Raw genomic sequence first — 22362 nt, 5'->3', positions numbered from 1 at the left:
GGTTTCATTTGTAACCAAAAGGGCTATTTCGCGCCAAGTTGGGAGTCGGCAAAGGGGCTCCTACAGTGCGCTGGTTTGTAGGAGCCCTTTTGCCGACGGATCAGTTCAGTTCCGCCAGCTTCTGCAGCAGCGGGAAGTAGAGGGCGCAGCGGATATTGCGCTCGCCGCGGGCGTAGAACAGCTTGCGGTAGGCCTCGAGCTGGCCGCGATAGCGCTCCAGCTGGGTCGCGATAAAGTCGTCCGGGTCTTCCTCCGCCGCTGGTTCGGCGGTCTTGTAATCGACGATCCAGCGCGCGCCGTCTGCGTCGATAAAGGTCCGGTCGACGATGGAGCGGCGCAGCTGGCGGCCACCGCTGTGCAGCTCCAGTTCGCAGGCGGACTCGCTGTGGCTGCTGTCGAGGAGCCAGCGCCCGCTATCGCAGTTGATGGCATTCAATACTGCCTGCTCGACCTTGGTCTTGGCCTTCTCCAGACTGCTGCCGTAGAGGCCCAGCTGGCCGAGGCGCAGCTGCCACAGCGGGCGCTGCTGTTGTACGCGCTCGTAATTCCAGTCGTGCAGGTCGGATTCGGCGATCGCGGCCAGCGTCTCGTGGGCGACGGTGCCGGCATGGCGTAGCCAGCGGAACGCCACCTGGCCCAACTCGGGAATATTGGCCTCGTCGGTTTCCGTTGGCAGATAGTCGGGCATGCGGTACTGCACCAGCCAGTCCTGCTTCGGTATGGTCGGCACCTGCCACTGCTGCGGCAGGCGCAGCAGGTAGTCGCGGTTGCCGGCCGCACTCTGCACCGGATCTTCGCCTTCCACCGCTTCCAGCCAGTGGCAGCAGTCGCTCGCCTCATCGGCGCGAAGCGTCGGCCAGATGCTGGCCAGCAGGGCGGCGGCTCCGGGGGCCTTCAGGTCGCCCTTCTTTTCGTCCCGCGCGACGCACGCGAGCAAGTGCAGTGAGCGGATCGCGCGGGTGCAGCCGACGTAGAGCAGGCGGGTACCCTCCAGGCGCTCGCGCTCGCTGTTGTCATAGCGGAGATAATCGAACAGTGGGTCGCTGTCGCCGCGGGCACTTTTCGGCGCGAGCAGGAAGCGGCTGTCGCCGTCGCGATTCAGCCATTCCGCCCAGCGCAGCAGCTGGTCGCCACCGGGCTTGCCGCCCTGGTCCAGGCCGGGAATCAGCACGTGCTCAAATTCCAGGCCCTTGGATTTGTGGATGGTCATTACCTGCACCGATGCATCCTGGCCGGGGCGGGCAAAGAGTTTTTCCAGTGCGTTGTAGAATTGCTGCCAGTCGGCGATGGTGCCGCCGCTGTCGAATCGCTCCAATAGCTGGAAGAAGTCCTGTACGTTGTCGAGATCGCTCTTTTGGGTGACCGCTGCGGGGCCGCCGAGTGCCAGCCACAGGCCTTCTATCCAGGCGCGCAGCGGTTTGCGGCCGCGCTGTTGCCAGGCCCGCAGAATTGGGCCGGCAGCGCGCTGGAGACGTGCGCGGCCGTCGTCGCTCAATAGCTGAATGTCGGCAATTTCCTGCAGTGCCCACAGCAAAGGACGCGCGCCGGGATCGGTGGGTGCCAGGTCGCCGTTGCCCCAGTTTGCCAGCGTATACAGATCCGGCAGCTGGAGTCCGCACCAGGGGGCACGCAACAGCGCCAGCCAGCTGATGCGGTCGCTCGGGTCGAGCAGGGCGCGGGTCAGGCTCAGGAGGTCAAGTACCACCATCTTGCTGGCCAGCGGTGCCAGGTCGGGCGCCTGGTAACTGAGACCGGCGGCACTCAGTGCCGGCAGCACACGGCCCAGGTGTTTCTTCTTGCGCACCAGAATGGCGATACGGCCGCCGGGGTCCCTGGCCTGCAGGTCCCTGACCAGCTCGACAACCTGCTGCGCCTCGCGGCTGCGCGCATTGTCGTCGATACAACCGTAAAAATTCACCGCCGGCGCCGGCCATTTGGTGTCCTTGAACGCATGGGAACTCAGGTAGCGCACGGCGCCGCGGCTGATATTGTCCTCGGCCGGAAACGCCCGCAGGAAAGTGCGGTTGACCCAGTCCACCACGGCACCTTCGGAGCGGAAGTTTACCTGCAGGTCCAGTGCCTCCAGCGGCACTTCGCCGATGCCTCTTGAGCGCGCATCGAGGAAGATGCCCACATTGGCATTGCGGAAGCCGTAACAGGACTGCATGCCATCGCCGACGATAAACAGCGTGCGGCCGTCATTCGGCTCCCAGCCGGCGGTGAGTTTCTCCAGCAGCTGCAGCTGTATCTGCGAGGTATCCTGGAATTCGTCGACGAGAATATGCCGCGTCTGCACATCCAGCTTCAGCGCCAGGTCGGTGGGTTCATCGCTGCTGCCCAGTGCAATCAACGCGGCCTGCGCGACTTCGGTGTAATCGGTGGCGCCGAGCTGCTGGAATACCAGCTTCAGTTCGGCGACCAGTTTGGGAAGAACCTGTGCGAGCCCCTGTAGCAGTAGCCACTGGTCTTCCTGCAGGCCCGAGGGCAGTTTGCGCACCTCGTTGATGGTGTCCAGCAGGGTCCGATTTTCGCTGAGTTCCGCCAGCAGATCCTTGATGCGCGCCTTGTATTCATTGGCAAGCGCGGTTTCCGGGTCTTTCTTGTCGACCGCCGGAAAACCCACGCGCTTGTCGACTGCCTTGCGGATATCGCCCTTGCCGGTCACCAGTAATTCGGTCAGCGCCAGCCAGGCGGGTAGGGCGCTATTGTCGGCTTCGGGCAGGGCGTCCAGTTCCGCGCAGCTGCACAGTGGGTGGCCGGGATTGTCTCGCTGCAGGTTTTTGCCGGCATAGCGCGCCAGCTCGATCAGCTCGCCGGCGTAGCCGCGCAGGGCGCTGGCGAGGTCAGCGAGGTTTTCCGCCACCAGTTCGTCGATGGCGAAATGGAAATAATCCTGCGCGCCTTCGTGGCCGACGCTGAGCAGCGGGCCCAGCCACTGCTCGCGTTTTTCCAGCAGTATCTGCAGCAGTTTGTTTAACTGGCCGAGGTCATTGTCCAGGTGCAGCAGCAGTTGCTGCAGATCCCCGTCCGGGGTCTCGCCGTCCAGATGCTTGAGCAGGTTCACGACCGCCATTTCAAATGCGATCTGCGTCTGCTCCAGTGGTTCGCCGGGTGCCCCCAGGCCACTCTCGATCGGCAGCTGGCTGGCGAGGCTGCGGCACAGGCCATCAATGGTCTGGATGCGCAGGCGCTGCGGCATCTGCAGCAGTTGCCAGTTCTGTTCCGTATCGCGATGCAGCAGTTGATTGGCCAGGTCCCAGGTGATCGCATCGTGCGGGTTGTCGGGTCGCTCGCTGTTGCGGGCTTTGTGCAGGGCCTCGATCAATCGCTCGCGCATTTCCCCGGCGGCCTTGCGGGTAAAGGTAATCGCCAGCACTTCTTCTGGCTGTTGGCAACTGGCCAGCAGTTTCAGTACGCGCTGGGTCAGCAGGCCGGTCTTGCCGGAACCGGCCGGGGCGGATACGGCGAAACTCCGGCGAATATCCAGTGCGCGCGAACGCGCCTCGGCATCGACGGGTTGGCGGATCGAGGTTGGAATCACTACTTCTGTCATTCTTCTGCCTGCTCCCGTTCCGGCCAGCGGTTCAGGGGCCAAAGTTCACTGTCGTTGTCGGCGGGTCGATCAAAGGTGAGCGTCGCGACGCCGTTGCGATATTCACCGGCCAGCAGTTGCAGGCCGCATTGCCAGTGCTGGGTCAGTTCGTCCCAGGTGGCGAAGGGGGAGTCCTTCTGTGTGTCGGCGGCCGCCTTGATGCCGTCGATAGGTTGTTCCAGGTCGCCGCAGCCGTTCCACTTGCAGTCGCCGTTGCGCACCTGGCCGAAGGCAATAGCGCGGGCGCGGGGTTGGAACAGCGCGTACAGTGGCAGCTGTGGCTCGCGAATGCGCTCGCCGAGCCAGTCCTTGATACCGGGCGTGCCGGTCTTGTAGTCGATCACCAGCTGCTCGCCGCTGGCGAGCTGGTCGAGGCGGTCGAGGCGCAGGTTGAACTGCAGCCCGCCGATCTCCACCTGCTGTTCCCATTCGATTTTCTCCACGGCAAACGCGGGGCGGTCGGCTTCGAGTTCTAGCCACTGCTCCAGCAGACGCGACAAGCGCTTCTGCTCCATGGCCCAGAAGCCCGCCGGCAGGTGCGTGTGCTTCCTGCGCACGTTGCGCAGGGCGTTGTCGATGGCTTCGTCAATCTGCTCGCGACGCCGGTCGCCATCCATCGACTGCAGGTGTGCGACATCGCCGCACTGCTCCCAGAACTCCGCCAGCACCTGGTGCACGATGTTGCCGCGTTCGGCGGGGCTCAGGCCGATATCCGGCGCCATGAAGCCGGTGGCGCCGAGGCGGTAGCGCAGTTGCGCATTCAGGGGGCACAGGGCCTGGGCTTTCAGCACCGAGGCGCCGCCGCGCACGTGTTCGCAGTCGGCGGGCGGCAGTGCTGGCAGCCGCTCGTCGGCGACCTTTTCCAGTTCGGTGGCGCTGGCCAGCTGCGCATAGTGTTCGCCCAGGGGGTCGGAGTCGATCGGCGCCGCAGGCGCGGGACTTCCGAACAGGCTGCTCAGGCCCTGGTGGACGCCGTCTTCCTCAGCCGCGTAGCTGATAACGATATCGCTGCTGGCGTTGAGCAGGTCGGCGCTCAGTTCGCGCGCCAGTTCCAGTTCGCGTTCGGCGCTGGCGCGCGGCATTTTCCAGTGCTTCTGCCACTGTACCGGCAGCAGCGGGTTGGGCGCCGGTGCCGGCGGCCACTGTTGCTGGCCGAAACCGACCAGGCGCAGGTGGTCGAAGGTGAGGCCGCCGGCCTCGAGCACGCCGAGAATCTGCAGCGGGCCGTCGTGGGTCTGGGCCTGGAAGGGCGTGCGGCTGGCAATCTGGCGCAACAGCTGCAGTGCCTGGCTCAGGGGCAGGCTGCCGCCGTAGGCGGACAGCGCGGCCAGCTCTTCCAGTGCGTTTTCCCAGTGCATCAACTGCTGGTATTCCTGGCTGTCGGGATTGCGCGGGCCGGGCCAGCCGAGGGCGGCGAGTGTTTCGGAAAAACGCGCGGCCCAGACTTCCGTCGGCGCGCGCTGCCAGCGGCGCTGCCAGTCACCGAGCTTCTCGAGTTGTCCCGGTAGCTGCGGCGCCTCTAGCCCCAGGCCTTGCGCCACGCGTTCGGCCCAGTAGCGCAGGGTCGCGCCGTCGATGCGGCGCAGTTCCAGCCTCTGCAGGCGGCGGAACAGGGCGGTGCGCAGCTGCAGTTCTTCCGCGCTGCCCCAGAAAGGGCTGAACAACAGGTTGCGCAGCTGTGAGTAGTCCCATTCGTCGCGCAGCAGTTCCAGCAGCTGCAGGGCGCCACTGCCGACTGGGGTCTGTGCCAGCGGTGTACCGGCAGAAAAGTTGAACGGCAGTGTGTAGCGGTGCTGCTCCGGGTCCAGGTACTGCGGCTCCAGCACGCGGGTGAATATGGCCTCTACCTGCGCACGGCACTGGCCGAGGTTATTGACGACGATACCGACACTCGCGCGCGGATTCTGCCCGAGTTTCCCCGCGGCCCAGCGGGCGGCCTGGTACAACTCGTCTTCCAGACTCTGGCAGGGGGCGCTGCGGACCTCACCCTGGCGCTCGGCCGAGGGGCGTGCGACGACCTTGACGGCGGCCTCGTGGACGATTGCGTCCGCCAGCGGTGATATCTGTGCGAAGCCGGCGGTATCGATCTGCGGCAGTTTGGGTATCACCTCCTCCCGCAGTGCGCGCAGGATCAGTTGGTCGCGCTGGTCCTGCGTGATGGCGTTGTGGGTGTGCAGCTGGTGGGCAAAGGCCTCGATCATCGCAATCAGCGGCTGTTCGCCCGGATTCAGGCTCAGCGCAAACTGCTCCAGTAGTGGGGCCAGGGCGGTGTCTATCCGCTCGATGTCGGTGACCAGTTGCCACTGCAGCAGTTGCCCCAGCGCAGCGTCCGCATCCCGGCACAGCTGTTGGTTGTTCAGCAGCTGTCGCTCCAGCGCCTGGTCGAAGGCGCGCTGCCACAGCAGCTGGCGCTGTTCGCCGTTCAGCACCTGTTTCAGCGCCGGTGTCCAGCCCTGCTGTTGCAGTTCGAACCAGAGCTTGTCGAGCCAGCCTTGCAGGGATGCCACCGGCGGCGGTGTCCAACAGCTGCCGGCCTCCTGGCGGGCGGCGTAGACCTGCAGGCAGCGGTTGCGCAGGCGATTGTTCGGGGTTAGCAGCAGGCCTCCCGGGGGGAGTTGCGCAAGGATTTCCAGGACGGGGAACGCCGGTTGCAGCATGGAATCGGGGCACCAGTTCGGGCTTGTAGTTTGGATTTAACGGTCGCGGTTTGTGGCCGCGGTGTCAACCGGATTTGGCGCCCGATCGTCAGCGGGCCACATAACTGGCGCCGGGGATAAACTCGGCGAAGGCGCCGGCGATGCGGCCATCGCTGTCGGGGGCGCTGGTCAACAGCAGGCCCTGCGCGGGGCTGGTGGGCAGCTCCAGGGCCAGTTCGCCAAGCCACCACTGTACGCGCCGGGCGATGGCCGCGCCGGAATCCAGCCATTGAATGGTGCGCGGTGCATAGCGGTTCAGCTCGTCGCGCAACAGCGGGAAGTGGGTGCAGGCGAGTACGGCGATATCCACCTTGTCGCCGCCGGCGGTATGGAAGATCCGGTGCAGCACCGGCTCCAGGTCCGCCGCGGTCACCGTCTCACCGCGCAGCTTGGCTTCGGCCAGGTGCACCAGTTCCGGCGCCGGCACGTTGATGACGCGGTTGCCGTTGGCGAACTGCTCGATCAGATCGCGGGTGTAATTGCGGTTGACGGTGCCCTCGGTGGCGATCAGGGCAATGGTGTGGGTCCGGGTGGCCGCGGCGGCGGGCTTCACCGCAGGGACCACGCCGATCACCGGCTTCGTCAGCGCCTCCCGCAGTTGCGGCAGGGCGAGCGTGCTGGCGGTATTGCAGCCGACCACGAGAATGTCGGCCCCACTGCGTGCCATCATGGCGCTGGCCTGTTCGACGATACGCGGCCGCAGCGCCGCTTCACTCTTGCTGCCGTACGGGTAGAAGCCGTTGTCGATGCCGAAGTGCAGCGTCAGCCCCGGTAGCAGTTGACGGATTTCCCGCGCAATGCTGATGGCGCCCACGCCAGAATCGAAGATCAGCGCGCTGGGGGGCAAGCTGTTAGAATGGGCGCTTTGCGTCTGCATAGATAACTTCGGAATCCCGACCACAACTTCAGTCCCAGAAGAATACCTCAATTTACAGGGAGTATTAGAGAACCAATGCCAACGTTTCCGCTGCAACTGAGCCTCGAACAGGCAATCCTGGCCGCTACTGTCCTGGTCTTTTTGCTGGGACTGGTATTCTGGCTCGCCGGTTCCAGTGCCCGGCGCAAGCTGGCGCAGACAGCGGCGGAACTGCAGGTGGCCGAGGCGCGCCTGGACGGCAGCCGTGAGCGCGAGGCGCAACTCTCCCACGAGGTACAGACGCTGCGCGCGGAGCTGGACGACAAGCTGCAGCGCCTGACCCGCAGCCAGGTACTGGTGGAGAAGAGCGAAGCGGCACTGGCGGAGCAGCGCCAACTGCTCGAGCAGACCCGCAAGTCGATGGCGGAACAGTTCGAGAACCTGGCCAACCGCATTTTCGAGGATAAGCAGCAGGCGTTCGTGCGCCGCAGCGAGGACAGCCTGCGCAAGAGCCTCGATCCGCTGGAGCGCCAGCTGGGCGATTTCCGCAAGCGGGTGGAGCATGTGTACGACCGCGAGAATGCGGAGCGCAACAGCCTGCTGGGCCAGATCAAGGCGCTGCGCGAGCAGACCCAGCGCATCAGTGACGAGGCCCTGAACCTGACGTCCGCGCTCAAGGGCGACCGCAAGATCCAGGGCAACTGGGGCGAAGTGGTGCTGGAGCGATTGCTGGAGGAGTCCGGCCTGCAGAAGGGGCGCGAATACGAGACACAGGTGACCATTACCAGCGACGGCCGCCGCCGCCAACCCGACGTGATCGTGCGGTTGCCGGAACACAAGGACCTGATCATCGACTCCAAGGTCTCGCTGGTGGATTACGAGCGCTACAGCTCCGCCGAGAGCGACGAGGAGCGGACCCAGGCGCTGAAGCAGCACGTGAACTCCCTGCGCGCACACATTACCGGACTGAACAAGAAAGCCTATGAGCAGCTCGAGGGCGTGCGCACACTGGACTTCGTGTTCATCTTCGTGCCGATCGAAGCGGCCTATATGCTGGCGATGCAGGCGGACCCGGAGCTGTTCCGCTTCGCCTACGAGAAGCAGATCGTGCTGGTCAGCCCCACCAGCCTGATGGCGACACTGCGCACGGTGGAAAATATCTGGCGCTACGAGAAGCAGAACAAGAACGCGGAAAAGATCGCCGACGAGGCCGGCAAGCTGCACGACCAGTTCGCAATGGTGCTGGAATCCCTCGACGACCTCGGCGGGCGCCTGCGCCAGGCAGAAGAGGCCTATCAGCAGACCTACAAGCGCCTGGCTACCGGCCGCGGCAACGCGGTGAAGCGTATCGACAGCCTGCGTAAACTCGGCGCCAAGACCCGCAAGCAAATTGCCGCAGATCTGCGCGAGCGAGCCGATTCGCCAGATCTAAAATCCCTGCCGGAGCCCGAGCTGGAAACCGAAGTCGAAGGCGAATAATTTTTCATGGAGACACTCTCCTTCGCGCTGTCGGTTACCGGGCCGATTTTCCTCACACTGATTATCGGTTACTGGCTGGCCGGCATCGGCCTGTTGCGGGAGTCATTTGTCGATGACGCCTCGCGGCTGGTGTTCCTGGTCACCTTGCCGGTCTTGCTGTTTATCAAAATTTTCACCGCGGACGCGGAACTGGGGCAGCAGTTGCCGCTGCTCGCGGCGGGCTTTCTCGGCACTCTGGTGACGATACCGCTTGCGTGGGGGGCGGCGCGACCGCTGGCAACCGGTGACCGCAGCGCGTTTATCCAGGGCGCCTTCCGCGGCAATCTGGGTATTATCGGCCTGGCCTGGGCCGCCAATGCCTACGGCAGCAGCGGGTTGGCGCAGGCGGCGCTGGTGATGGCGGTGGTAACGATTCTGTATAACCTGACCGCAGTCGCGCTGTTTGCGGTATACAGCCAGAAAGTGAAATTCAGCTGGGGCAGGCTGGGCCGGGACATCGCCCAGAACCCACTGATCATTGCCATTGTGCTGGCGCTGCTCGGGCGGCAGTTCGGCCTGCGACTGCCGGATATCCTGCTGCAGACCGGCAATTACCTGGCTTCCGTTACGCTGCCACTGGCGTTGCTGTGCATCGGCGCCAGCCTGGACTTGAGCCTGCTGCGGCGCAGCTCGTTGACCGCCTTCGGCGCGGTGGCGTTCAAACTGCTGGCGGTGCCGGTGGTGCTGCTGGCCTTTGGCTGGCTGTTCGGTCTCGATGCGCAATCCATGGGCGTGCTGCTGTTGCTCGCGGCCGCGCCGAGCGCGACCGTTTCGTTTATCATGGCCCGCGCAATGGGGGGCAACAGCCAGCTCGCGGCCAATATCGTTGCGCTGAGTACGCTGTTCTCCATCGTCACCGCCAGCCTGGGGCTGGCACTGCTAGAGGTAATTTACCGATGAGCCTATTTCCGACCTGGCTGCTGATCGTGGCCGCGCTGATAATCTTTATCCTTGCTGCAGTGGCAGGTTTCTACCTGCGCAAGCTGAGCGTGGCGCAGAAGGCGCAGGCGCAACAGCTGGCCGAATTGGAACGGGCCGCGGCGGATCAGCGCCAGCGTGTCAACGACAGCATCCAGATTATCGCGCGCACGTTGCTGGATGACGGTGTCGGCCTGACCGAGGCTTCGATTCGTATCCGTGTCCTGTTGGACGCGCTGCAGGTAGAGCAGGGCATTCGCGATGAGTTTGTGGCGTTTTACCAGATCGCCGAGAAGACCAGCCATATCCCGATTCTCAACGACTGGAAGAAACTGCCGCGCAAGAAGCAGTTTCAGTACGAAATAGAGATGGCCAAGATCGAGGAAGAGTACAAAGACTTTGCGCTGGATGCGGCGCGCCGGATTCTCGGCCGATCTTTTTGATTCGTCACACCGGCGCAGGCCGGTGTGCAGTTGCCGGAGTCCGACGCCTGGATGCCGGCCCGTGCCGGCATGACGACAGATAAGTTATTTGCGCACCAGTAACAGCCCCGACTCGGTGTGATCGGTGTAGGGGAACTGATCAAACAGCGCGAAGCGCTCGACCCGGTGGGTCTTGCTCAGCTCCTGCAGGTTCTCCAGCTGTGTCTCCGGATTGCAGGAGATATACAGGATCCGCGGAAAGCGGGCGACCATCGCACAGGTATCTTTATCCAACCCCGCGCGCGGCGGATCTACCAGCACGGTGGAGAAGTCGTAGCTGTCCAGATCGATCTCCTTTAGGCGCCGGAACGGGCGCACCTTGTCGATGGCTTGGGTAAACTCCTCGCTCGACAACCGCACGATATCCAGGTTGGTCACGCCATTTGCGCGGATATTTTCCTGCGCCGAGTTGACCGAGACCTTGGACACCTCAGTAGCCAGCACCTTGTCGAAGTGCTCGCACAGCGGGATGGTGAAGTTGCCGTTGCCGCAGTAGAGTTCCAGCAGATCGCCTGCGCTGTCTTTGCAGACATCCTTGGCCCAGCCGATCATCGCGCGGCAGATATCGCCGTTCGGCTGGGTAAAGCTGCCTTCCACCTGCTTGTACCGATAGCTCTTGTCGCCGATCGGCAATTGCTCGGTGACATAGTCGCGCTCCAGCACGATTTTCTGCTTGCGCGAGCGACCCAGGATCGGAAAGCCGAGTTTTGCCTGCAGCGCGCGGGCCTCGGCTTCCCACTCGTCGTCCAGCTTCTTGTGATAGATCAGCGTGATCAGCGCATCGCCGCTCAGCGTGGTCAGGAACTCCGCCGAGAACAGTCGCTTGCGCAGGGTCTCGCTTTCGTTCACTGCGTTGAGCACCTTGGGCATCAGCTGGTTGATCAGCTCTGAGCCCACGGTAAATTCGTCGATGATAAACGGCTTCTTGTACTCGCCCTGTCGGTACATGGCGTAGTGTGCGCGGCCACCTTCCTGCCATACCTTGAACTCGGCGCGCAGCCGGTAGTGCTCCGGTGGTGATGGGAAAACCTCCGGCCGCAGATCCGTATAGGCACTAAAGGCCTCGCGCAGGCGTTCGGCCTTGCGCTGAAGCTGTGCCGGGTAGTCGTCGGTATTAACGCGGTGTATCGCCATATTAGAATGCAGTCTGAATCTACGAGCGGGCGCGCATTGTAAAGGAAAGTGTGTAGGAATCCCTATGGCAATTGGTGAGATAGGAATAGTAGTGCGGGGGCAGGGGCTGTACGAATTTACGGACCAAGTGTCCGCGTGGCTGGCAGGGCAGGGGGTCGTCGAGGGACTGTGCACCCTGTTTATCCAGCACACGTCCGCCAGCCTGTTGATTCAGGAGAACGCAGATCCCAGCGCGCGAGCGGATCTGGAGAGCTGGCTGAACCGGCTGGTACCCGAAAACGACAGCCTGTATACCCACACACTGGAGGGCCCGGACGATATGCCGGCGCATATCAAGGCGGCGTTAACGGCCACCAGCCTTTCCATTCCGGTCAGGAATGGCCGGATGATGCTGGGTACCTGGCAGGGTATCTACCTGTGGGAGCATCGCCACCAGCGCGGTAAGCGCCGGGTGATACTGCATGTGTGATCGGCGTTACAGACAGTTGGTGGGCTTCGGCAGGCCGGCGATCTTGCTGCCGATCTTGGCCGGGCTCGGCGGAAACAGCTGCATCAGATAGATACTGCGGCCCTTGTCGGCGCCGAGATGCTGGCCGATATATTTGACCAGCGGGCGCATCGCCGGGGACAGCTCGAACTCGCGGTAGAACTGCTGCAGCAGTTCGATGATTTCCCAGTGGGCCTCGGTCAGCTGAATATCTTCGGCGCGCGCTAACTGCTCCGCCACCGCCGGCGTCCAGTCCTGCAGATCACGCAGAAATCCTTCTTTGTCGAGCGGGACCTCCCGGCCCTCTACCTGAATGCTCTGCATCATTTGAACCAGCTGACTACGGGGTTGTGTTCGGCGCAGAGCGCGACCCAGCCGGCGTCGTCGACGGCGGTGACCGAGTCGGGTATCTGCAGGCCGCGGGCGGCGGCATCCGCCGCGAGACAGTATACCGGCTGGACCGCCGGTCGCTCGCTCATGCGCCCGCTGAGCGCGTAGACCCCGTCTTCGATCAGCAACAGGGCGTCGCCCTCGGCAAAGGCGTCGAGACAGTCGCTGAGCGCGGTACTGGAGAAGGGGGATTTGCTGACGATATGCAGGCTCATAAATTAGAAACTCAGGACCGAATCATAGGTGGCGATCAGTGCGGCGCTGTCGTCGACGGGTACGAGCGGCAGCTGCCCCTGGCTCAGTGCCTCCAGGTCGAGACCGCGCTGCGCCAGGCTCTTGGTACAGACATAGGCCTGCTCGACGCCGAACAGCGGCAGTGCCTGCAGGTTGCGCTGCAGGCTCTTCTGCCCGATGCCGGCGGGAGACTGTTCCGGCAGCAACTGGAAGACCCCGTCGCCGCAGAACAACAGGTCGGCGACCTGGTCCATGGCCGCGGCGGCCAGCACGGCCTCCAGGCCTTCGCGGGCCAGTGCATTGCCGTAGGGTGCCTGGCGGCACAGGGCGAGAATGCGTTTTGTCATGGTCAGCCTCCGAAAGTCACCAGGCGGTCCGACTGTGCCACCGCGTCGGCCAGTTGGCCGAGTCCGGCCAGCTCAAAGCCCGCGGCGAGATTGGCCGCGGGTTTTTCCAGCCGGCTGGCCTCGCTGTCGCTGAGGACACCGCGCCGCTGTGCGGCGGCGATACAGACAACCAGATCCAGCTGGTGCTGTTGCTGCAGCGCCTGCCAGCCGGCCAGCAGGTCCGTTTCATCCTGCGGCGGTGCGCTGAGGCTGCTGCCGTTGTGCACGCCGTCACAGTAGAAAAATACCCGGTAGAGCTGGTGCCCTTCACGCAGCAGCGCACGCGCGAAGCGCAGCGCACTGGCGGCGGCTTGCGACGAGTGGGGGGCGGAGTAGACGGCGAGGGAAAATTTCATAGGGGGCCGGATAGTAAAATGCCCCGCAGTGCGGGGCATCGGTTCTTACCACAGACAGCTGCGGGGGCTTAATCGTCGGAGGCGAAGCCGAAGATGTGCAGCAGGCTGGTGAACAGGTTCAGAATGGAGATGTACAGGGATGTAGTCGCCATAATGTAGTTGGTCTCGCCACCGTTCACGATGCGGCTGGTGTCATACAAGATGAAGCCGGAGAACAGCAGGGCGATCACGCCGCTCAGGGCCACGCTGGCCAACGGCATGTGCACGCCGAAGAAGCTGGCGATCATCATGCCGAGCGCACAGACCAGTACTGCGATCAGGCCGACAAACAGGAAGCCGCCCATAAAGCTGAAGTCTTTGCGGGTTGTCAGTACATAGGCGGACAGCGCGAAGAAAATCAGCGCGGTTGTACCAAGTGCCTGGGTGATCACCTGGCCGGCACCCGCCGATATGTAGTAATTCAGGATCGGGCCCAGGGAGGCACCGAGCAGGCCGGTAAACGCGAAAACGACACCGATACCTTTGCCGGAGTTGGCGGTGCGCGGCAGCACGAACCAGATCAGGCCCAGCGCGGCCAGGGAACAGATGATGCCAACGCCGCGGCTCATGCCAATCGCCATGGCGATACCGGCGGTAAAGGCGCTGAACAGTACGGTCATGGCGAGAAGGGCATAGGTATTGCGCAGTACCTTCGCCGATTCCGAGCGATCCAGTGCACGGGTTTGGGTATAGACTTGCGGCTGCATTAGCGACTCCTGCTAGTGAAAGATACGAGAATCATATAGGCAGTGGTTTGGACCATCAAGTCAGCCGGGCAGTTCGCCACTACTGGCGACAGATTCACGACAGATCGGCAAAACCCCTGCGTTCTTTGCGGATTTTAGCCGCAAGGTTAAAGCCATAGATTGGGGTTCGTGCGCCGGATTTCAACCGCCGCAGACCTCAGCTTTTCCCGTCCGGCAGCTCTATATCGACGATCAGCGGCAGGTGATCTGACGCCTGACGGGTCAGCTCCGTCTGCGGTACCAGCACTCCTTTCACCTTGATGTCGGGGCTGACATAGACGTGATCGATACGCAGCGTCGGCATGCGGCTGAAAAAGGTTCCCTGCGGATTATGGTCGGGTGCCTGTACCTGGGCATCGCGCAGGTGTCCGGCCAGTCGCTTGCACTCGGCCGAACTCGGCAGCGTATTGAAGTCCCCCACCAGGATCCTGGGGCCGTCGCAGTCGGGGTGCCCCAGCCATTCCTCTCCCAGCAGGGCATCTACCTGGCGCAGGCGCTCGGCCCGGGAGAGCCCCAGATGGGTGTTGATGATGTGCAGCTTCTGGCCATTGTGCTGGACCTCTACCCACACGGCACCGCGCGGCTCATCGGCGGCCGGATTGAAGAGGCCACTCTGGCCAGGCGGCGGGCCCGGCAGAATACCTTTCTTGGCCAGACGCACGGGGAGGTGCGTCAGTATCGCGTCGCCGTAGCGCTCCTCTTCCAGGTGCAGGGCCGGGTGGAACTGGACATTCATCGCCAGCAGCCGCGCGAGCCGCTCGGCCTGGTCCAGGCTGCCGCTGCGTTCGCGCATCACGTCCAGCTCCTGCAGCGCCACGACATCCGGCTGGTAGCGGGCGATGACCCGGGCAATGCGCTGTGGCGACAGCTTACCGTCCAGGCCGCGGCAGCTGTGGACGTTATAGGTCATTACCCGCAGCGTGTTGCCCCGCTGCGGTCGGTGCTTGACCGCGGCGGGTCTGACACCGCGCAAATAGGCGCGGGCCGTCGAACGGAGTTCCTGCGGGCGCCAGTGGCCCCGTTTGGGATCCGGCGGCGGTATATCCTCCGGCATCAGGGCGAAGGCGTGGGTCTCGTTGGGCCCCACACCGCCGTGACTGCCGTTTTCCATCGCGAAGGTCAGCGGCGGATCCTGACCGTCGCACCAGCCGTACATCATAAAGTCGCCGGCATCCGGATGGCTGCACAGACGGATCATATCGGCGGTGGTCTGTATCGGAAACGAGTGTCCGCTGCCCAACAGTTTGGCGCCGTCCTCCGGCAGTCGCACGGCCCCCTCCCGCCACCAGCCGTGCACCGGCGCAGCGGGATCGTCGGGATCGGTTCGATAGAGCACCAGTGGCACACTGGCCTTCTCGACGATCAGGCGGGCGATATCGGCGCGGCTGTGGCCGTTCATGTCCACGTTGTAGAGCATGGCTACCGGGCCCAGTGCCGCCAGTGCCAGCGGCGAACTGGCGTCGGGGGATTCTGATTCGTCCTCCCGGATCATCTTCTCCATCCACTCGCTGCCGAACAGCCGCGCGCGTTCCAGCTGTACGCCCCGACCGCTCTTTCTGCGGTGTAGGCTCCGCTTTGCCGGTAACTCTGACAGTGCCTCGGACAGGGCGTCGCCCAGACTGCGCCCGAAGTGCTCCTCGTAGGGTGTGGTCTGTTCCTGACCGTGGTCGGAGAAAATCCATACATCGTAATGGCGGCGGTCGGACGCGTGCGCGGCGCGCCAGATACGGCGGATGGCGTCGTCGATGCCCTTTAGCACCCAGTGGGCAAAGGCGGAGCGCGGGCCGCGGCGGTGGGCCTGTTCATCGTAGCCGAGCAGATTGACATAGATAATCGGCAGGCCGCGGGCGATGTCGATTTTGACCCCGATGGTACAGAGCTCGCGCATCAGGATGGTAACCGCGACCCGCGTCGGCACGAACATCAGCTCGCGCATCAGGTCCTGCCCCTGGATCACACCGCGTACGCAGTCGACCAGCGCCAGCACGAATTCCACCACGATCAGCGCACCGGTACGCACCAGGCTCCAGGCATTGGTAAGCAAAAGCAGGAAGACCTTCCACGGGCTCGCCTCTCGCAGCGCCGGCCCCCAGCCCTGATCGGCGGGGCAGAAGTGCGCTTCGCCGTGCTCGGTGCCGGCGCGGAACAGGCTCAGGTAGCAGCTGCCACCTTTCAGCAGGGGGTTGCGGCCCTTTGCGGTGATCCTTTTTTCCACCAGCGCGGCGACCTCCGGGTCGTACATGCGACCGAGCTCGCCAGTTTCATGCATCAAAAAGCAGAATGCCGGCACGACCTGGCGCTCGCCATAGAAAAGCTCCGCCTGGACTGCGGGTGTGGTTGTCGGGATCCCCGGGTACAGGTGCTCGAGGTGGTAGTGCTCCTTTTTGATCAGCCGTTTCATAAACGGCAGGCGACCCTTGGCCATGGCCCTCTTAAATTGCGGGTAGGCGAGGCCGTCCACCTGAATCAGGATCAGGCCGGGATCACTGGGGGCGCTTTCGCTGGTGGACAGGCCGAGCAGATGCGCCATCCACTCGCTGCGGCTGAAGCGGCGGCGCCAGCGGCGCAGAGTAGATCCAATTCGGCTCAGCATCGCGGCCCGACTGTTATCGTTGTGGTGAGTTTGTCAGGGCGGCTCCGGCGGCACCGGTGACGCCCTCGAGAATTTCCCATTGTGCGCCGATGAGATTGCGCAGGCGCGACCACTGCGCGTAGAGCGAGTCGTCCAGTGGCCAGTGCTGTGTAAGCAGTGGCGCATACAGGTCGAGGGCGCGCTGCGCACAGTTCTCCATGGAAAAATCCTGTGCGGTGCTCAGTGCGGCTTTCGATAGCGCCTGGCGCTGTTCCGCTGAACGGCCATAGAGCCATTCCGTGGCGGCGACAAAATCGCCTAGCTCCTCACGCATCACCAGTCGACCGTTGGCACCGTCGCATACCACTTCACGGGTACCGTTGGCATCCAGCGCGATGACCGGCACACCCGCGGCCATCGCTTCACTCAGCACCATCCCCTGGGTTTCACTGGTGGAGGCGAAAACAAACGCATCCATCGCACTGTAGGCATCGCGCTGGTCGTCGCCGAGCAGCGTACCCGGCATGTGAAGACGTTCGGCCAGGCCGCGGCTGGCGAACAGGACCTTCAGCTGTTCGGCGAGAGGCCCGCTGCCGACCAGCAGGAAATGCGCATCGGCGTGCAGCGCCATGAATTCGGCCGTCGCCGTCGCGAGGAATTCCAGATTCTTTTCTCGCGCGAGCCTGCCGAGATGGCCGATCACAAACGCGGACTCTGGAATGCCCAGGCGGCTGCGCATCTTGGTACCTTCGCCACCGGCAAACTGTTCCAGTTGCACGCCGGTTGGCACTTCCGCGATCGGCGACTTAACGCCGCGTTCGCGCAATAGCTCGGCAATACTCTGGCTGGGTGCGAATACCTGGCTAGCCAGGTTGGCATAGCGCGTGGCCAGTTCGATCACGAAGCGTTTTAACGCCTGGGAATCGGCCGGCACATAGTGGGTGTAGCGTTCGTACAGCGTGTGGTGGGTAAAAACCAGCGGCAGCTCCCGCTCGCGAGCCACCCGCAGGGCGCTCATGCCGAGCAGGAAAGGGTGATGCGAATGAACGATGTCCGGAGAGAATTCGTCGAGGCGTTCACTCAGGTCGCCGGAGAAGGGCAGGGCCACCGAAAAGTCGCTGCCATTGAAATTCTGGATGGCATGAATGCGTACCACGTCTTGCTCATCGGGCACCTTGTCGGGAAACTCCGGAGCGACAATCAACACCCTGTGGCCGCGTTTACGATATTCATCGCTAAACGCGGATACCGAACGCGCCACACCGCCAACGTGGGGCAGATAGGTGTTGGTGAGCATGACGATGTTCATAGGGGCGGCCTAAGCACTGAGCTCCACGTGGTTGGCTTCCGGTGCCGCGGTGACCGGCTTGAATCCGAGCGCGCGGATCTCGATTTTCGGGCTGCCCCGGTACCACTCGGCGAGCCAGGACACGCGCGGACTCGCTCCGGGCGTGATCTCCAGGCTGACCTTGCCGAAGCGGGTGAGGGCGGGACCGAAGCGAATCGGCTCATCGGCCGCTTCGTTGACGAGCCACTCCGGCGGCAATCCGGAAGCGAGTACCAGGGTGTCGCCTTCCTCGCGCACAAAGCAGTTGCGCTGCATCGTCACCCATTCCGCTGCGGCCCAGGCGTGCTGGCCGTCACCCATGCAGCCGCCGAGAGAGTGCGGGTGAATGGCCTCGGGCCACTGGCCGGTGGGCGAAGCGAGGCGCGCCACGCAGCGCATCAGGTCCAGGCAGCGCGGGTCGCCAGCGCGCAACAATACCTGGGCGATATGCAGTGTCAGATAGGCATTGATGCCCGAGTGGATCATATCCTGGAAGAATCCACCGCTGACAAAACAGTTGTCGATCAGGAAATTGGCGAGATCGGTGAGGCGCGGATCGTCCGGTGGGTACAGTTGCAGCGGGTAGCCGGCGGCAATGGAGCCGATCGCGCCGGCGTCGAGCCGCCGGTTTGGCGACGCGGGCATTGCCGGTCTGCCCAGTCTTGCCATGCCGGCAGACAGGCTTTCGTCGATGGTCTGCTGGAAATCATGGGCCTGTGCGTTAAACAGGTGTGCGTCGTTCTCGAGGCCTTCGCGCGAGCAGATTGCCGCGGCGGCGCGCAGACCGCCAACGCCCCAGAAATCGTCCCAGTAGTAGCAGTCATTCGGACCCAGATGTTCGGCACTGAAACCCGCCGGCAGCAGCCCGGCGCATCGGCTGCCGTCTTTCGGCAGCCGTTTGTCGTTGATCCAGCTGGCCCCCTTCAGCACCGGTTCGCGCCACGCCGCTTTGAGAGGTCGATTGGTCAGCTGGCAGTAGAGATCCAAAATCCACAGAGCCTCGCCATTGGAATCCCACTCGCCGTCCTGCGAGTGGAAGAAGCCATCGCGTTTCTGGCGGTGTGGAAACTGATCCAGCGCGCGCTCGGCCCGGTCCACCAGGCCCGCCTGGAGTAGTGACTGGATCATAAAGGCGGCATCGCGGAACCAGAAGCGCTTGTAGGTGTAGGGGCCCGGGTACACATCCTTCGGTGAGTGGAGCACCAGGGTGCGAATGGCCGCGTCGTAGAGGAACTGAAACTGTGTGTCGGGCACCAGCATGGCGCAGTGGCCCTGCAGACTGTCCGGCCAGGTCAGCGGCGTCGGCTTTTTCTGTTTCTCGGTGTGCAGCGGAATACGAACACCAATACGCAGCGGCTTGCCGTCTTCGATGCGGAATAGCGCGGCGGCCGACGCCATACCCACTTCACACTCCCCGTGTACGCGGCCGCCTTCGTCCTGCAGGTGCAGATAGATGTCGCCATGGCGATAGTCGGAGGCCAGGTGCTTTTCTACCGGTTGCTCAAAGTGGACGGCGAACTTGTCTTCAATCAGCCAGCGATGGCGGTTTTCATCCAGGCGGACCTTGTGTACAAAACTCACGCCCTCCGGATTGCATGGTCGCAGGGTTACCACCAGCCAGCCCCCGGCAGGGCACTCCGCCTTCAGGTCCAGCAGGCAGTGTGCGCCGCTCTTGTCCAGTTCCACCCTGGCGCAATTGTGCAGTCGCAGGCCGTCCTGTGCGGACTCGGTGACAACGGAAATGTTTTCGTCGAGTTCCAGTCGCTGGTCGCAGTTCAGGATTTTTGACGGGATCAGCTGTTCGCCTTTGTCACTGACGACCCAGGCGTCAATCGACCAACCGTCATAGTGCGGCGTCAGCAGGCCGCGCGGATCCACGACGGGCATTTCCTCGCAATCCGGCAGGCCCACGGCGGTCCAGTTGCGGTGACTGAGGTTGCAATGGGTAATGGAAAAGGCCCGCGGGATAAAGGACTCGTCGCGGGGATCGAATTGCCGCTCAATCCAGTAGGGCCAGACCCAGTCGAGGTTGTGCTGGATGACTTTGCTGTTAATTAGCGCGCGCGCGTGAAAGACCGCACCGGCACGCAGCAATTCGATTGGTTCACTGACCTCCGACGGTTCCGCGAACCTCTGCAGCCTCGCCATCAGCGTAAGTGGGTCAAGGAAACCGTGCGCGGTGGCAAACCTGCGCACAAAGAAACGCCAGGGGAGCCATTTCATCCAGGGCATCACAGATCCTCGCTTTCTATTTTTTCCTTCAGGGCCCGGCGCGCCATACGCGTCAGCCCGATAACGGCAATGACTGCCAGTACGAAGCCGATACCGTACAGCGCCCATTGCACCGGCGTACGTTCTTCCATCTGCCCCATGGTGGTCAGATCTGCGGCGATAGAGCCGACATAAACATTGTGCAGCGTAAGCGGAATGATGCCGATCGCATTGCCGAGCACAAAATCCCGCAGCCGTACCGGTGTCAGCCCAAAGAAATAATTGGACAGTTTGAAGGGGAAGAGGGGTACCAGGCGCGTCAACATGATCATGCGCCACCCCTCCTTCCGAATCACTTCACCGATCGTCGGCGGCTTGATATGGGACATGATCCAGCGGGAAGGCCGCTCGCCGAACAGGTAGCGAGCGATCAGGAATGCGATTGTCGACCCCAACACTGTTCCGGCAATCACCAGTAAAGTTCCTTTAATGACCCCGAATACGAATCCCGCGCCCATCGTAAAGATCACCCCGGGCGCCAGTACCACTATGGCCAGCGCGATGATCACGATAAACCACAGAGTGGCCCGCCAGCCGCGGCTTTCCATCCACTGCAATAGCTCGATGATGCGGTCGTCCAGGTCGAAATAGAACAGCAGCCCCACGGCGACAGACACAACCAGGATGCAGACGAAAAGGAACAGAATAGGGGAATACCGTACCGCCATAGATTCGCTCTGGAGCACCGCCGTGCCACGAGATTTCATCGCCGCCAATGTATAGCCTAGCTAATCACCATAAATGTGCGGAAATGCGTCCACTTATACCTCCTTTGACGGGCGTCCTACCGGTATCGGCACTATCGGGCTGCTTAGAGCAGATCGTGATAGGTGAAACAGTTTTCATAACAGTCGGAATCCTCTATCGAGGCGTTTGTTTACACATGCCGCTTCCGCGGCTGCGGATGCTCGGGCACTGGTCAGTTGTCCAAACACTCGAAGTGAGAATTGGGATACAGATTGTTGAGAAAAGCGCAGCGCTGCCGCCGGAAACCCGGTCTATCTTGTGGCTCGGCACCGCATAACGGCCCCTGCGTATTCACAGTGCCGGTGTTCGGGGAGAGGTCGAGGACGGAATGCTAGTCACGGAGGCCCATGGCATAGGCGCGCGCGCTTGAACCCGGTCACTGATATGGCGCAGTAACTGACGGGAAAAGCTCCACACCGACAAGGTTGAGATCTATGGTTTCAGTCACCGATATCCATTTCTCCGGAGAAGACCTGTGCGACTGCTAATGGAAGTCCTGATCCCGGTTGCGCGCGGCAATGCCGCCGTTGCCGACAAATCCATGTCCGCCGCGATCAATCGGTTTATTGATGCCGCCAAGCCGGAGGCAGCCTTCTTCCACTTGAAAGAGGGAAAGCGGGCGGCGATTTTCATCTTTGAGGAAATGAAACAGGACAAACTGATGGCGCACAACGAGGCATTCTTCGCGGCGTTGGATGCGGAGATTTGGATAACCCCGACGCTGAATCTGGCGGAGCTGCAGAAGCACCTGTGATCAGGGGGGTGGGCTTTGGTAACGGGCTCAGGCGTGATGCCAATGGTCAGGGACTTCTTCAGGGTTGGTAGCGAATAAACACAGCTACTATTGGAGCGTGGGTGGGAGTCCAGCGGGCACACTGAGCATTAGAGTTTTTGTTTAGCAGTCGCACAAAGGCGGGCCTGATTGTCACCAGGCCACTGCCTTTTACCGTGTTATTTGGCGATTGACGTTTCATTGTTTGCTCATCTGGTTTCGGGGGGCGAGCTGTCAGATTCCTCGCACTTTCCGGAATGTTTCATGCCACCCGTGACTGAGGCCGCATAGTGCTTGTGCTCTGTTTCTTGCTTCTTTCTCCTGGCGGATTCTGACGGAGCAATCAGCAGAATTACCGACAGCAATCCCAATGCTTCATAGACGCCCAGTTGTGCGCTGTAGCTGGGAATCATGATGACGAGAGGACCCGCAAGGAACAACATCAACCAAACTATTTCCAGTGTTCGACGCTTCATACTACTTCTCCCATGATGTGCGTTATACGCTTGATCAGCTTCTTACCCTTGGGGTTAAGGAAAAGGTGCTTGCTTCTAAAATCGTCAGGGGCTGCTCTCCACTCGGCCAAGTCGAGTCCTTGTAGCTTGGGCGTGGTCCAAGCCGTGAGCATCCTCGAATTTCGGCTGGCACTGGACTGTGTCTGACCCGTTCTCTGCATAACCTGGGTCATCGTCAGTCCATCGTCTGCAGCCAGCTCAAGGAATACCTGTGCTGCTCCTACTGGCATTTCCCGGCCGTTAGTCCCTCGATCCTTTAGAAGCCCCAGGAATCCTTTAAGGCTCCTGTAAATCTTCAGCTCCATTCTTCACCTCGCTTAGTCT

Annotated in this window: 20 protein-coding genes; 5 read left to right on the top strand and 15 right to left on the bottom strand. The window is 62.5% G+C overall.

Features of this window, described 5'->3' with window-relative positions:
- Positions 1-100: 100 nt before the first annotated feature.
- From BUC36_RS01940 to murI, 3 genes are all read right to left on the bottom strand, one after another.
- Entirely contained in the window at positions 101-3553 is a 3453-nt protein-coding gene (locus BUC36_RS01940; RefSeq protein ID WP_073270912.1) for a UvrD-helicase domain-containing protein, read from the bottom strand.
- Positions 3550-6249 carry a PD-(D/E)XK nuclease family protein gene (locus tag BUC36_RS01935; RefSeq protein WP_073270911.1) on the bottom strand — a complete coding sequence of 900 codons (2700 nt, stop codon included), beginning with the start codon at positions 6247-6249 and terminating at the stop codon, positions 3550-3552. The genes BUC36_RS01940 and BUC36_RS01935 overlap by 4 nt, the downstream gene beginning before the upstream one ends.
- Positions 6250-6337: 88 nt before the next feature.
- Positions 6338-7165, bottom strand: coding sequence for a glutamate racemase (gene murI / locus BUC36_RS01930; RefSeq protein ID WP_073270909.1), 828 nt, complete (start codon positions 7163-7165; stop codon positions 6338-6340).
- Between the two features lie 75 nt (positions 7166-7240).
- Here murI and rmuC point away from each other — a divergent pair, with 75 nt between their 5' ends.
- Genes rmuC through BUC36_RS01915 form a run of 3 tightly spaced genes read left to right on the top strand, consistent with a single transcriptional unit; the run spans position 7241 to position 10023 of the window.
- Complete coding sequence (gene rmuC / locus BUC36_RS01925) at positions 7241-8623, top strand: DNA recombination protein RmuC (RefSeq protein WP_073270907.1); 1383 nt, start codon at positions 7241-7243, stop codon at positions 8621-8623.
- A 6-nt stretch (positions 8624-8629) separates the two neighbouring features.
- On the top strand, positions 8630-9562 hold the full coding sequence (locus BUC36_RS01920; RefSeq protein WP_073270903.1) for an AEC family transporter: 933 nt from the start codon (positions 8630-8632) through the stop codon (positions 9560-9562).
- The gene (locus BUC36_RS01915; RefSeq protein ID WP_073270901.1) at positions 9559-10023 is read left to right on the top strand and encodes a DUF2489 domain-containing protein; all 465 of its coding nucleotides are present in this window, start codon (positions 9559-9561) and stop codon (positions 10021-10023) included. The genes BUC36_RS01920 and BUC36_RS01915 overlap by 4 nt, the downstream gene beginning before the upstream one ends.
- 84 nt (positions 10024-10107) lie before the next feature.
- Here BUC36_RS01915 and trmA read toward each other — a convergent pair whose 3' ends face one another.
- Positions 10108-11196, bottom strand: coding sequence for a tRNA (uridine(54)-C5)-methyltransferase TrmA (gene trmA / locus BUC36_RS01910; RefSeq protein ID WP_073270899.1), 1089 nt, complete (start codon positions 11194-11196; stop codon positions 10108-10110).
- A 64-nt stretch (positions 11197-11260) separates the two neighbouring features.
- On the opposite strand from trmA, the gene BUC36_RS01905 reads away from it, so the two are divergent.
- Positions 11261-11665, top strand: a complete 405-nt coding sequence (locus tag BUC36_RS01905; protein ID WP_073270897.1) for a secondary thiamine-phosphate synthase enzyme YjbQ — start codon at positions 11261-11263, stop codon at positions 11663-11665.
- A gap of 6 nt (positions 11666-11671) precedes the next feature.
- Here BUC36_RS01905 and BUC36_RS01900 read toward each other — a convergent pair whose 3' ends face one another.
- From BUC36_RS01900 to BUC36_RS01860, 9 genes are all read right to left on the bottom strand, one after another.
- Positions 11672-12007: a TusE/DsrC/DsvC family sulfur relay protein gene (locus BUC36_RS01900; protein WP_073270894.1), complete on the bottom strand. Its 336-nt coding sequence runs from the start codon at positions 12005-12007 to the stop codon at positions 11672-11674.
- Complete coding sequence (gene tusB / locus BUC36_RS01895; RefSeq protein WP_073270892.1) at positions 12007-12288, bottom strand: sulfurtransferase complex subunit TusB; 282 nt, start codon at positions 12286-12288, stop codon at positions 12007-12009. The genes BUC36_RS01900 and tusB overlap by 1 nt, the downstream gene beginning before the upstream one ends.
- A gap of 3 nt (positions 12289-12291) precedes the next feature.
- Positions 12292-12654: a sulfurtransferase complex subunit TusC gene (gene tusC, locus BUC36_RS01890; protein ID WP_073270890.1), complete on the bottom strand. Its 363-nt coding sequence runs from the start codon at positions 12652-12654 to the stop codon at positions 12292-12294.
- Positions 12655-12656: 2 nt separating this feature from the next.
- Positions 12657-13049 (bottom strand): sulfurtransferase complex subunit TusD, encoded by a 393-nt coding sequence (tusD, locus tag BUC36_RS01885; RefSeq protein ID WP_073270888.1) that lies wholly within the window; start codon positions 13047-13049, stop codon positions 12657-12659.
- Between the two features lie 68 nt (positions 13050-13117).
- A complete protein-coding gene (locus BUC36_RS01880) occupies positions 13118-13795 on the bottom strand; it encodes a Bax inhibitor-1/YccA family protein (protein WP_073270886.1) in 678 nt (225 codons plus the stop codon).
- 196 nt (positions 13796-13991) lie between these two features.
- Positions 13992-16427 (bottom strand): endonuclease/exonuclease/phosphatase family protein, encoded by a 2436-nt coding sequence (locus BUC36_RS01875; protein ID WP_073270882.1) that lies wholly within the window; start codon positions 16425-16427, stop codon positions 13992-13994.
- A 13-nt stretch (positions 16428-16440) separates the two neighbouring features.
- On the bottom strand, positions 16441-17715 hold the full coding sequence (locus tag BUC36_RS01870) for a glycosyltransferase (protein ID WP_073270879.1): 1275 nt from the start codon (positions 17713-17715) through the stop codon (positions 16441-16443).
- A gap of 9 nt (positions 17716-17724) precedes the next feature.
- Positions 17725-19965, bottom strand: coding sequence for a hypothetical protein (locus BUC36_RS01865; RefSeq protein WP_073270877.1), 2241 nt, complete (start codon positions 19963-19965; stop codon positions 17725-17727).
- A complete protein-coding gene (locus tag BUC36_RS01860; RefSeq protein ID WP_073270875.1) occupies positions 19965-20672 on the bottom strand; it encodes a TVP38/TMEM64 family protein in 708 nt (235 codons plus the stop codon). The genes BUC36_RS01865 and BUC36_RS01860 overlap by 1 nt, the downstream gene beginning before the upstream one ends.
- 554 nt (positions 20673-21226) lie before the next feature.
- On the opposite strand from BUC36_RS01860, the gene BUC36_RS01855 reads away from it, so the two are divergent.
- Entirely contained in the window at positions 21227-21505 is a 279-nt protein-coding gene (locus tag BUC36_RS01855; RefSeq protein WP_073270872.1) for a hypothetical protein, read from the top strand.
- Between the two features lie 227 nt (positions 21506-21732).
- Here the strand turns inward: BUC36_RS01855 and BUC36_RS01850 are convergent, their stop codons facing one another.
- Together BUC36_RS01850 and BUC36_RS01845 are read right to left on the bottom strand one after the other, a co-directional pair.
- Positions 21733-21999 carry a hypothetical protein gene (locus tag BUC36_RS01850; protein ID WP_073270870.1) on the bottom strand — a complete coding sequence of 89 codons (267 nt, stop codon included), beginning with the start codon at positions 21997-21999 and terminating at the stop codon, positions 21733-21735.
- Positions 21996-22343, bottom strand: coding sequence for a MarR family winged helix-turn-helix transcriptional regulator (locus tag BUC36_RS01845; RefSeq protein WP_073270868.1), 348 nt, complete (start codon positions 22341-22343; stop codon positions 21996-21998). The genes BUC36_RS01850 and BUC36_RS01845 overlap by 4 nt, the downstream gene beginning before the upstream one ends.
- Between the last annotated feature and the right edge of the window lie 19 nt (positions 22344-22362).

The sequence above is a fragment of the Microbulbifer donghaiensis genome (assembly GCF_900129095.1).
Classification (GTDB): domain Bacteria; phylum Pseudomonadota; class Gammaproteobacteria; order Pseudomonadales; family Cellvibrionaceae; genus Microbulbifer; species Microbulbifer donghaiensis.
The sequence above is the reverse complement of the archived record's forward strand: the minus strand, read 5'-3'. Positions and strand labels throughout refer to the sequence as shown.

Coding starts and splice junctions, on each gene's coding strand:
- BUC36_RS01860 (WP_073270875.1), bottom strand. CDS start 20,672: ATGGCGGTACGGTATTCCCCTATTCTGTTCCTTTTCGTCTGCATCCTG.
- BUC36_RS01865 (WP_073270877.1), bottom strand. CDS start 19,965: ATGCCCTGGATGAAATGGCTCCCCTGGCGTTTCTTTGTGCGCAGGTTT.
- murI (WP_073270909.1), bottom strand. CDS start 7,165: ATGCAGACGCAAAGCGCCCATTCTAACAGCTTGCCCCCCAGCGCGCTG.
- trmA (WP_073270899.1), bottom strand. CDS start 11,196: ATGGCGATACACCGCGTTAATACCGACGACTACCCGGCACAGCTTCAG.
- BUC36_RS01880 (WP_073270886.1), bottom strand. CDS start 13,795: ATGCAGCCGCAAGTCTATACCCAAACCCGTGCACTGGATCGCTCGGAA.
- BUC36_RS01920 (WP_073270903.1), top strand. CDS start 8,630: ATGGAGACACTCTCCTTCGCGCTGTCGGTTACCGGGCCGATTTTCCTC.
- BUC36_RS01905 (WP_073270897.1), top strand. CDS start 11,261: ATGGCAATTGGTGAGATAGGAATAGTAGTGCGGGGGCAGGGGCTGTAC.
- tusC (WP_073270890.1), bottom strand. CDS start 12,654: ATGACAAAACGCATTCTCGCCCTGTGCCGCCAGGCACCCTACGGCAAT.
- BUC36_RS01915 (WP_073270901.1), top strand. CDS start 9,559: ATGAGCCTATTTCCGACCTGGCTGCTGATCGTGGCCGCGCTGATAATC.
- BUC36_RS01935 (WP_073270911.1), bottom strand. CDS start 6,249: ATGCTGCAACCGGCGTTCCCCGTCCTGGAAATCCTTGCGCAACTCCCC.
- BUC36_RS01870 (WP_073270879.1), bottom strand. CDS start 17,715: ATGAACATCGTCATGCTCACCAACACCTATCTGCCCCACGTTGGCGGT.
- BUC36_RS01850 (WP_073270870.1), bottom strand. CDS start 21,999: ATGAAGCGTCGAACACTGGAAATAGTTTGGTTGATGTTGTTCCTTGCG.
- BUC36_RS01875 (WP_073270882.1), bottom strand. CDS start 16,427: ATGCTGAGCCGAATTGGATCTACTCTGCGCCGCTGGCGCCGCCGCTTC.
- tusB (WP_073270892.1), bottom strand. CDS start 12,288: ATGAGCCTGCATATCGTCAGCAAATCCCCCTTCTCCAGTACCGCGCTC.
- rmuC (WP_073270907.1), top strand. CDS start 7,241: ATGCCAACGTTTCCGCTGCAACTGAGCCTCGAACAGGCAATCCTGGCC.
- BUC36_RS01940 (WP_073270912.1), bottom strand. CDS start 3,553: ATGACAGAAGTAGTGATTCCAACCTCGATCCGCCAACCCGTCGATGCC.
- BUC36_RS01900 (WP_073270894.1), bottom strand. CDS start 12,007: ATGCAGAGCATTCAGGTAGAGGGCCGGGAGGTCCCGCTCGACAAAGAA.
- BUC36_RS01845 (WP_073270868.1), bottom strand. CDS start 22,343: ATGGAGCTGAAGATTTACAGGAGCCTTAAAGGATTCCTGGGGCTTCTA.
- tusD (WP_073270888.1), bottom strand. CDS start 13,049: ATGAAATTTTCCCTCGCCGTCTACTCCGCCCCCCACTCGTCGCAAGCC.